Here is a 10,090-nt window from a genome sequence, read left to right as displayed (position 1 = left end):
CGTAGGGATCGCTGTCCGCTCCGTCGACCGTCAGGAAGTAGACGCTCGGGTTGATGAACAAGCTGGTCCCGGGGACCGCGTGAAAGCGCAGCAAGTCGCCTTCGATGGCGACCCCGCCGGCTCCGAGCCAACGATCGATGCACGCCTGGGACACGAACACGCGGACCATTGGCGAGAGGGTACCCCTGGCGCTGGGCACGGCGCAATCGGCCTGGACGTGCTAACAACGGGGACGATGAGCGGGGACAAGCCCAGCAAGGGCGCGACCGTGCGCGCCGCCGCGACCGTCGTCGTGCTCCGGCCCCAGGCCCCGAGGCCCGAGGCCGGCGAGGGCGAGGCGGCCCCGGAGCTCTACATGCTCCGCCGATCGAGCAAGAGCGCGTTCATGCCCGACGCCCTCGTGTTCCCCGGCGGCGGGGTCGATCCCGAGGACATCCCCGAAGGCGGGGACCGGATGGACGACGCAGCCTTTGCGCAAGCAGCGCGGCGCGAGTGCATGGAAGAGGCGAACCTCGCCGTCGAGCCTGAACAACTGCGCCACTTCGACACCTGGAAGACCCCCTCGGGCGAGTCCCCCCGGCGCTTCCTCGCGCGCTTCTTCGTCACCCAGATCCCCGCCGACGCCGGCCACGAAGCCGAGGCCGACGGCAGCGAGACCTCCGCCGGGCGCTGGGCCACGGCCGCGGCGATCCTCGCGGCCTGGGAGCGCGAGGAGGTCGACCTGCCCCCGCCCACGGTCAGCATCCTGCTGCGCCTGCGCGCCGGGGACTGGCGCGAGTGGCTGACCCGCGCCCCCGAGCTCGCCCGCGCGCCCATCGTGCCCAAGGTGCGCCCGAGCGGCGGCGAGCTGCACATCCTCATGCCTCGGGATCCCGAGTACGCCGAGACACCGGGCGACGCCGGGTCCGAGGTGGCCCGCGCGGCCGTCTACCCCCGTCGCTTCGTCCGCGTGGGCAAGCGCTGGATCCCCCACTTCGACTGACGGATCGCCCATGTCGTCCCGCCTCACTGCCACTGCCCTCCCCCTCGCCGGCGTCCTCGCCTGCCTCGCCCTCGCCTGCAACACCCCGCCCAAGTCCGACGCCGATCCCAAGGCGAAGGCCGGGGCCAAAGACGGCGGGGACCAGGCCGAGGGCGAGGCCGGCGACGCCAAGGCCGAAGCCGGCGAGGCCGCCGAAGCCGAACAAAAGTCCCCGGAGATCGACCGCTTCGTCGCCTGGCTGCCCAAGGACGTGCTCGCGGCCAGCTACGACCGGCTCAGCGAGCGCTTCGACCCGGACACCGTCGCCGTCGTGTTTGGCGTGCCGCCCAAGGCCGCCGATCTCCTCGACGAGCGCAAGGTCCTCGACGAGAGCCTCGAGATCGTCCTCAGCGAGGAGGCCCTCGCCGCCGACTGGCTCGCCGACAGCAGCATGGCCTTCACCACGCCGCTGTCGAACACGCCCTACTTCCTGCGCTCGCTGAACAAGGCCCCCGCCGAGGTCGAGCCCCTGCTCGAGGGCAGCGGCTTCACCAAGCACACCGGCGAGGAGACGGGCGCCGACCGGGACGTGTGGCTGCCCTCGGGCGCCTTCCCCTGGCGGATCGTGCTCCTCGACGAGCACAGCGTGGCCTTCATCCCCGCCGACATCCCGGGGACCGGCCTCGAGCCCCTGCTGTCCGCCCAGGGCCAGGCCAACTCGCAGATCGAAGACGAGATGACCAAGGCCCTCGGCGAGGACCCGGGCATTCGCCTGGTCCTGCTGTCCGGCGGCCCGCTGATCTCCTACGACCTGCACGCGAGCATCGCTCAGGTCCAGCTCGTGCTGCGCAAGTCCCCCGACGAGGGCCTCGCCGGGCAGATCGTCCTCGCCCCGACCGGCGACCTGTCCGAGGCCATCAACGAGCTCAACGAGCGCGACCACCCCGAAGAGAACGCCCAGGTCCAGGCGCTGCTCAAGGGCGTGGCCTTCCAGCCCCTCGAGGGCATGGCCGTGGGCCAGCTGGTGCTCAGCCGCGACCAGCTCAAGCACCTGCGCGACTGAGGCCGACCGTGTCCCGCCCGAGCACGCCCCGCCCGACGACGCGCCCGCTCGCGCTCGTGCTCGGGGCCGCGATGGCCGTCGCGTGCCCGAGCCCCGAGACGACCCCGCCCCCGGACGCGGGAGCGCCCGAGGCCAAAGCGCCCGCTCAGACCGGCTGCGGCAGCCCGGGGCTGCGCTTCGACGGCTTCGCCTGGGTCCCCGCCGACGCCCGCATGCTGACCCTCGTCGACCGCCGCGACCCCGGCCGGGCCGACGCCCTCGCCCACCTCGCGGCCCTGGCCAGCGCGAGCGACAGCGGCCTCCCGGCGCTCGCGGCCATGGACTACCGCAACCTCGCCATGCAGCTGTCGGTGTTCGAGATGCTGCTGACCCGCATGGGCTTCGACCCGGCGGAGCTGGCCCTCCTGCAAGGACCCGCGGGCCAACCCGCGTGGGCCTGGGCCAGCGACTGCCCCATGCCCACGGCCTCGGCCAAGCTGCTCTCGAACTGGGGCCTGATGGTCAAGGCCGAGCTCGAACACCCCGGGATCCGCGTGGGCCTCGGCGACGCGACGGACCCCGAGGGCTTCCCCTTCGACATCCTGTTCATCGGTGAGCGCCGCGTGCTCGTGACCCAAGCCGGCGCGGGGCGGTCGACCCTCGACTGGCTGCTGCGCGCGGGCCCGGGCGATCCGGACACCCCCGCCGCCGTGGCCCTCGACGCCCTCGCGCCCGCGCCCTTGCGCTCGGTGTTGCTCGGGGAGTGGATCGGCAGCGAGGCCAACGCGCAGACCCACTCGGGGGCGGGCTCCCGCCCCGTCCGCAGCGTCCGCGCGACGGCGACAGCCATCGAGCTCGATGGTAGTGGTTGGGTCCCTCCGAGCTCAGACCCATGACCGAGACCCACGCTCCCGACCAGCACCTGCGCGAGCTCCTCGCTCCCATCCTCGCCCGCGTCGCCGCCCTCGAGCCCCAGGCCCAGACCAGCCCCGAGCAGGTCCAGGCCCTCGAGGCCGCCCTCGAGGCCGACTTCCCCTACGCCGGCGAGCACGTCCAGGCCCTCGGGCGGGCCATCCAGGCGGGCATCGACGCGGGCTGGCTCGCCAACCGCGGAGACGCCGACGCGCGCTTTAGCCGGGTCGCCAAGGCCAGCGCCGACACGCACGATCTCTCCATCGACGTGGTCAGCATGATCGGCGGCGCCGTCGAGCACACGCACCTCGAGGGCGAGGTGACCGTGGGCTTCCCCGCTCAGGGCACACAAAGCTGCCAATTCGAGGGCCGCGATCCCGCCTGGGTGTTCCTGCCTCCTGGTAGCCGCCACGTCCCCACGGTCACTGGCGGACGCATGAACCTGATTTATTTTCTGCCCAATGGCGCCGTCGAGTGGCACTTCCCCAAGAGCTGAGCGCGCGCGCAGAAAAAATCATCCAGCTCTCGAACCCGCCAAAGCTGCGCCTGCACTGCCTCTAGCGTGCTTTGGAGCCAACTCGCCGCCCTTTCGGGGGTGTAGAGCCCACCTCGGGGAGCGGCGTTTCCACCCCGTCGCCGCCAAAACCGCGGCGAGCGCGATCCGCCCGTACCGGCGCCGGGAAGCTCGCGTCTTGAAGTTCGCCCCCCAACCTGGCAAGAATGCGCCGACTCAGGAGCCCCACCGTGATCCGCACCGCTTTCATCAGTTCGTTGGCCCTCTCTCTTTGCCTCGTCGCCGGTTGCGACAAGGAGCCCGCTGGCACCACGCCCCCCAAGGACGGCGAGACCGCTGACGCCGGCAAGGGCGGCAAGGGTGGAAAGGGAGATAAGGGCAACAAGGGAGACAAGGGCGACAAGGGCGACAAGGGCAGCGAGGAGCCCGTCGACGAGAACGACCCGACCAAGAAGGTCTGCCCTGCCGAGGTCGGCGAGTACCCGGCCCCCTACTTCGGCGACACCGTCCTGCTCCGCCTCCCCAAGGGCGTGACCGAGGACAACTTCGTCGAGATGCAGCCCGGCTTCGTCCGCGCCTCGCCCGAGATCGAGTCCGTGTCCTGCATCGAGGGCATCCCCGGCGGCGTCATCTCGTTCATGGCCCTGTCCAGCTTCATGGAGGAGAAGGACAAGACCATGGCCGTCTACAAGGACGAGACCCTCGAGGCCTTCGGCTACCTCGGCGTCAAGATCTCCGAGGAGCAGATCGACGAGGGCAAGCGCTTTTACCAGGCCGTCCTCGACGTGCCCCCCGCCCCCGACCAGGGCAAGCCCGAGCCCGCCCGCGCCCTGTTCAAGATGCAGGCCGCCAACGACATGGTCTACGCCATCGTCTACGAGACCCACCCCAACGCGTGGAACGCCCTGAAGGAGACCTTCATGGAGTCCGCGAACCGCATGTCCTTCCTCGCGCCTCAGTGAGGCGGAGTCGCGCGGCTCCGTGAGCGAGGTCTACTCGCCGCGGGCCGCTCGGGGGTTGATTCGAGTGCATCAGACTCTTGCGAGGAGCCGCCCTCGCGGGTACAACCCCCATCCCTAGCGACCCCTTCGTCCAGAGGCCTAGGACACCGGCCTTTCACGCCGGCGACACGGGTTCGAATCCCGTAGGGGTCATTCAACTCCGGGCTCGTAGCTCAGTTGGTAGAGCAGCGGACTTTTAATCCGCTGGCCGTAGGTTCGAGTCCTACCGGGCTCATCAGCAAAAACTCGAAGGAAGAGCCCGCCAGCGACAGCTGACGGGCTTTTTCCTGTCCTGGGGGCTTCGAGAAGGCGAGGCAGGCTCGGCGGCTACTCGGCCGCGCCCGCGTGGACCGGCAGGTGCACGCGGGCACACCCCTCGGCCGCCTCGCGGGCGGCTTCGGCCGCCTCGATCTCGCGCAAGCGCGCGTTGAAGCGGAACACGCCGACGTCGGAGTGGGTGCCGAGCATGGGGAAGCTCGGGTCGAGGTCGATCATCCGCTGCTGGGCCTCGACCATCTCCTTGTCCTCGGTGAAGGCTCGGTAGGCGAGGGCCATCATCTGCTCGGCGAGCTCCGGCGTCCCGCAGTCGCGCCGCGGGCCCCACGAGAAGAAGTAGCGGGTGCTGCGGTCGCTCATCGGCGTGATCGCCTGATTGGTGAAGGTGATGTTCATGCCGGGCAGCGAGGGATCGGGCGCCCCGAGGTCGAGGGCGCGGGCCGTGCCCAGGGGGTAGGCCCCCGTGGCCATCGTGATGATCCCCGGCGCCCGGAAGCTGTAGTTCGACCACTGATCCACGAGCATGGAATTGCCCGGCATCAGCTCCTGGTTCTCGAGCCAGCGCTGGTACTGCAGGCCGTCGGGGAGCTCGACGATGCGCGGCGGGACCTTGGCGTAGGCGTCGCCGAGGGCGAAGCTGTCGGCGTGCAGGTAGGAGATGTGGCTGAAGTCGAGCAGGTTGTCGCGGACCAGCTGGGCGTCAGCGGCGAAGTCCAGGGTGCCCGCGCCGAGGTAGTAGTTCTCGTCGTCCAGGCCGACCATGGCGGGGATGCGATCGGGGTCGGCCCGGGCGGGGTCGCCCATCCAGATCCAGATCCAGCTGTGCCGCTCGAGCACGGGGTAGGCCCGCGCCCGCGCCCGCGCTGGGATCTCATCCTGGCCGGGAATCTCCACGACCTCGCCCCCCGGCGCGAACACCATGCCGTGGTAGCGGCAGCGCAGGTTCGCGCCCTCGCAGCGGCCCCGGGACAGGGGCGCCAAGCGGTGCACGCAGCGATCGTCGAGGGCCGAGACCTCCCCCTTTGGACCGCGCCAGAGCACGAGCGGGCGGCCGAGGACCTGCATGGCGAGGGGCTCCCCCACGGCGAGGTCCTTGGACCAGGAGGCGACGTACCAGTTGTTCGGCGAAGTGTTCATGGCTCGCCGAATTCGTTGTCGTCGAGGCGCTGGAATCTGACGCCCCGGTCCACCTGAGCCCACCGGGCACTTGGCGCTCGTCGACGCTGACGTCGAGCCCGCCGCCCGAGCCCTCCTCAGTCGCGGCTCAACAAGCGCCTGCACGCCTCGAGCCCGTCCTCGAGGCTTCGCCGCGTGGGGATGTCGCCAAGCTCCGCGTCGAGATCGACGAAGGCCCGGGCCATCTGCGGGCTGACGCCGGTGATGATGCAGCGCGCGCCCAGGAGCGCCGCGGACCCCCTTCGGGACCTCTCGCGGCTCTTCCCCCTATCATCGGGCCATGGCGCCCTCGAGCTCCCCGTCGACTGCCCCCGAGTGGGCGCGCGCCCACCGAGCCACCGTCGACCTCCTCCACGCCATCGGTGACGTGGCCACCGAGCAGGGCCGGCTCGCGCGAGCCCGCCCTCGAGACTCGGCGCGGGTGGCCATCGAGCTCCGAGAGTCGCGGCGACGACTGCAGAGCTGGGACGCCCCCGAGCGCCTCGACGCTCTCGGGGCGGCGATGCCTCGGCGGGTGGCCGACCTCGCCCCGGAGCTGTGCCGCGAGCTGGCCCAGTTCGCGTTCGCGCTCTTGGACCGCGACCCTGCCCGTCGCCCCCTGCCCGAGGACCTCGACGCCCTGCCCCCCAGCTCGCGCCGAGACTGGCTGCGGGTGGCCATCGCCGGGGCCATCGACCCCGAGGCGCGCGCGCGATGGATCGAGCCCATCCCCGAGCTGGAGCTCCTGCGCGCCCTCGAGGGCGAGCCTTGCCTCGCCCCCCACCTGCTCGAGCCCGCCATCCTCCTCGAGCACCTCGCCGGCGCCTCGGACCCGCGCCTACGCTCTATCGCCCTCGACTGGCTCCCCGCCGCCGTCCACGACCTCGCCCTGAGCACGGGTGAGGGCCTGCGCCTGCTCGAGCCCCTGTGCGCCGACCCGGACATCCGCCTGCGCCGCCGCGCCCACGGCCTGGTCACGAGCCTGACCTTCGCCGTGCGCGACGCCGCGGGCGAGGCCACCTTCGAGGCCATCTTGCGCGCGGGCCTCGAGCAGCTCGAGGACGAGCCGATCCGCGAGACCTGCGTCCGTGCGGCCGTTGGGGGCGACGGCCACCACGCCGTGCTGCTCCTCGAGATCGCCCTCGAAGAGTCCTTCCCCGCCCCCGTCCGCGCCAGCGCCTTCGCGGGCCTGGGCGAGGTCCCAGGGCTCGGTGCCGTGCTGTCCGGCGCCGCCAGGCCGCGCCCACACGAGAGCGAGGCCGAGCCCGCCCTCGATCTGCTCGCCCTCGTCGTCGAGCTCGGCGCCGAGCAGCCGCTGGACTTTGGCGCCTGCGCGCGCCGCCACGTCCTCGCCGCCCACCGCCACGGCAGCTTCCTGCGCGCGGCTCAGATCCCAGCTCTCCTGAGCGCCTTCGACCACCACGCGCAGTGGAGCGCCGAGGAGCTCGTGCGGGTCAGCTACATCGCCCGCAAGGCGTTGATCGCCGCCCTCGGGCAGCTGCCCGCCGACGATCCTCGCTGGCGGCGGCGCGCGGCCATCCTCGCGGCCAGCTCCGGCACCTCGGCCCACCAGCTCCTGGCGCGACTCCTGCGCGAGGTCAGCCGCCCGGAGCTCGCCCGCGCCTTCGTCGAGGCCGCCGGACGCTCCCCGGAGTTCGACGACGAACAGGCGCTCTTGGCCTGGCTCCCCGCCATCCCAGCCGCGCTGATCCCCGTGCTGAAGGTCAAGGGCGGCCCAGCCTCGGCCGAGGCGCTCTTGGAGCTGGCGCTGTCCTCCGGGCCTCCCAAAACGCCTCGAGGCCCTGACACCCCGCTCAGCCCGGCTCCCCTGGAGCCCGTCTTCCCCGCCCTCCTGGACGCTTTGTGGGCCCTCCACGATGACCGCGACGCCCTGCTCGAGCGGCTGTGCGGCGAGCTCGGCCCCCACGTGGGCGGGCTCTTCGACGAGCGCTGGCGCAGCGCCCGGGACGACCGCGCCGCGGCGGTGCTCGTCGCCGCCCCGTGGGCCACGAGCCGGGTCGACGAGGAGGGGAAGCCCCGCGACTGCATCGAGGCCGAGCAGGCGCTGCGCGTGCTGTGCGAGTCCGGCCGTCGGCGCTTCCTGCCCGCGATCCGGACCCGCTACCGCGAGGTCTTTCGCGCCCACGTTCTCGCCGCTCTCGCGGGGGACTTCGCCGCCAAGCGTCAGCGCATGCCGGCCCTCGAGCAGCAGCTCTACCGCTACGGCCGGCACCTGCTCGCGGACGGGCGCCCGGTCCGACGGTGGATCGAGGACAGCCCCGACACCGGGCGCGAGCTCGTCTTGGCCCTCACCCTCGACTGGCTCGAGGAGCAGCCCCAGCCCGACGTGCCCACCCGCGTGGCGCTGTTCGAGACCCTTGCGAGGCAGCAGCCCACCGGCCACTCCCTGCGCCGGCTGATCCCGCACTGGCGCGACCCCAACCCCAAGATCCAGCGGGCCGCCATCGAGGCCATCGTCGCTGGCGGCGAGGAGGCCCGCGACCTCGAGCTCACCCTCGGGCGCCTGTGCTCGGCGGAGGATCCTCGGGTGCTTCGCCAAGCCCTCGCCGCGGTCGCCAGCCTCGGCGCGACGTGGGCCGAGGACCGGGTCCTCGCCGCCCTCGAGCGGCCCGAGATGGGCGTCAAGCAAGAGGCCGCGGCCGCGCTCTCCACCCTCGCCTCCGCCCGGAGCCTCCCGGCGCTCATCGGCTGGCTCGCCCGCCACGACAACGCCAGCTTGCGGGTCAAGCTGTCCGCCGCCCTCGACACGGCCGCGGGGCCAGCCTGTACCCGTCACCTCGTCGACGCCCACGCCCTCGCTCCCGACGAGCGCAGCCGCGAGCTGCTTCGAGAGGCCCTCGGCGGCCGCTTGAGCGTCCGCGCGCTGGTTCGTCTGGCTCGTTCGGCCCGCCCCGCAGACCTCGCCCTCGTCGAGGCCGCCCTCGACGGGACCCTCTCCCTGCGCGAGGGTAGCTCCAGGCGAGCCCTGTCCGCGGCGCTGCACCGCGTCCGGCTCCGCGCCGCGAGCCCTGCCGACGAGGCGGTCCCAGGTCGTGACGGTCCGCTCTCCCAGATCGAGCTCGACGGCTTCTGTCCCGAGCGCGCCGCGGCGCTGCTCGCAGAGTTTCACCGCGCCCAACACCCCCGAGACCTCGAGGCGTCCCGCGAAAGCGACGACGCGCGACCCCGGCCGCCCCTGCCCCGCTCGGCGGTCGTCGAGGCCATGCGCTGGGACTTCCCCAGCTGGCTGCGCTGGCTCGAGGCCGCGCCCGACACCACCCGGGAAGACAACCTCTCGCTCCTCCTCGAGGCCGCGCCCCGTCCCCTCCACGACGTCCACCGCGAGCGCTTGCTGAGCACCTTGGAACGCAGCGCCGCCGTCGAGAAGGACGCCGCCCTCGCCCGCCCCGTGTTCGACTTCGTCGAGCGGGTCGCCGACACGCCCGAGCTGCGCGCTCGGGGTCGGGCCCTGATCCGCGCGACCTGCCCCGCGGCCACCGTCCCGGGCCTCCGCCGTCTACGCCTGCTTCGCGCCCTCGGAGCCGTGCTCGAGCGCGCAGACCTCGACGCCGCCCTGGCCGCCTGCCGACTGGGCCCCGAGCTCGGGTCGACGAGCGTCGCGCTGTTGATCGACGCCCTCGCCCTGCCCCCGCTCGTCGCCGAGCCTCCGACCCCGGGGCCCACGGACTCCCCAGGCGCCCGCCCCAAAGAGCGCGCGCGCTTCGGCCCGACCCAAGCCCAAGCCCTCGCCGCGGCTCGGGATGCCGTGCACCGCTGGCACCGCGAAGGCCCCGAGCGCGCCGCCCAGACCCTCGACGCGCTCCTCGAGGCGCACCCCCTCGGCGTCCCGGCCCTCGCCCCGTGGACCTCGCCTGCGATCGAGGCTGCCCGTCCTCCCGCCCGAGGTCGAGCGCGCTTCGAGGCCCTGTGCGCCCAGGCCTTCGACCCCGCCTCGACCGAGCTCGACCGCTCCCAGCGAGCGCGCGCTGCCCGGGCGCTCCTGGCCTGGCCCGAGGTCGCCACCTTCGAAGACTGCTGGTCTCGGCTGCTGGCCCTCTACCTCCGCGGCGAGCTCCTCACCCCGCCCCAGCCTTCGGACGCCAAGGCGCTCGCGCGCGCGCTGTCCTGGGCGCCCTGGCCGTGGCCCGAGGACGAGGCGACCCGGGCCCGCGTCCGCGCCCTCGTCCCCGCCTGCGACACGCTCACCCTGCGCCGCGAGCTCCCCCGAT

Annotated in this window: 7 protein-coding genes and 2 tRNA genes; 8 read left to right on the top strand and 1 reads right to left on the bottom strand. The window is 72.8% G+C overall.

The genetic code is table 11. The features are described 5' to 3' along the window. Positions 1 to 235: 235 nt before the first annotated feature. The 7 genes from PPSIR1_RS45340 to PPSIR1_RS40345 all read left to right on the top strand — a co-directional run bounded on the left by PPSIR1_RS45340 (position 236) and on the right by PPSIR1_RS40345 (position 4,665). Complete coding sequence (locus tag PPSIR1_RS45340) at positions 236 to 982, top strand: NUDIX hydrolase (protein ID WP_006977110.1); 747 nt, start codon at positions 236 to 238, stop codon at positions 980 to 982. Between the two features lie 10 nt (positions 983 to 992). After that, a complete protein-coding gene (locus PPSIR1_RS40370; RefSeq protein WP_006977109.1) occupies positions 993 to 2,024 on the top strand; it encodes a hypothetical protein in 1,032 nt (343 codons plus the stop codon). A gap of 8 nt (positions 2,025 to 2,032) precedes the next feature. After that, positions 2,033 to 2,899, top strand: a complete 867-nt coding sequence (locus tag PPSIR1_RS40365) for a hypothetical protein (RefSeq protein WP_006977108.1) — start codon at positions 2,033 to 2,035, stop codon at positions 2,897 to 2,899. Further along, positions 2,896 to 3,411, top strand: coding sequence for a 4-hydroxylaminobenzoate lyase (locus PPSIR1_RS40360; protein WP_006977107.1), 516 nt, complete (start codon positions 2,896 to 2,898; stop codon positions 3,409 to 3,411). The genes PPSIR1_RS40365 and PPSIR1_RS40360 overlap by 4 nt, the downstream gene beginning before the upstream one ends. Before the next feature lie 275 nt (positions 3,412 to 3,686). Continuing rightward, positions 3,687 to 4,391, top strand: a complete 705-nt coding sequence (locus PPSIR1_RS40355) for a hypothetical protein (protein WP_045117723.1) — start codon at positions 3,687 to 3,689, stop codon at positions 4,389 to 4,391. 119 nt (positions 4,392 to 4,510) lie between these two features. Beyond that, positions 4,511 to 4,583, top strand: a tRNA-Glu gene (locus tag PPSIR1_RS40350). A gap of 9 nt (positions 4,584 to 4,592) precedes the next feature. Next, positions 4,593 to 4,665: transfer RNA gene (locus tag PPSIR1_RS40345), tRNA-Lys, on the top strand. A 92-nt stretch (positions 4,666 to 4,757) separates the two neighbouring features. Here PPSIR1_RS40345 and PPSIR1_RS40340 read toward each other — a convergent pair. Then, positions 4,758 to 5,843: an aromatic ring-hydroxylating oxygenase subunit alpha gene (locus PPSIR1_RS40340; protein WP_006977105.1), complete on the bottom strand. Its 1,086-nt coding sequence runs from the start codon at positions 5,841 to 5,843 to the stop codon at positions 4,758 to 4,760. A 319-nt stretch (positions 5,844 to 6,162) separates the two neighbouring features. Here PPSIR1_RS40340 and PPSIR1_RS40335 point away from each other — a divergent pair. Beyond that, positions 6,163 to 10,090, top strand: a 3,928-nt coding sequence (locus tag PPSIR1_RS40335) for a hypothetical protein (RefSeq protein ID WP_006977103.1), incomplete at its 3' end; no start/stop codon positions are given.

It is taken from the genome of Plesiocystis pacifica SIR-1, from assembly GCF_000170895.1.
GTDB classification, from domain to species: Bacteria; Myxococcota_A; Polyangia; order Nannocystales; family Nannocystaceae; genus Plesiocystis; species Plesiocystis pacifica.
Note: the sequence above shows the minus strand (reverse complement) of the source record. Positions and strands in the feature narration are given on the sequence as shown.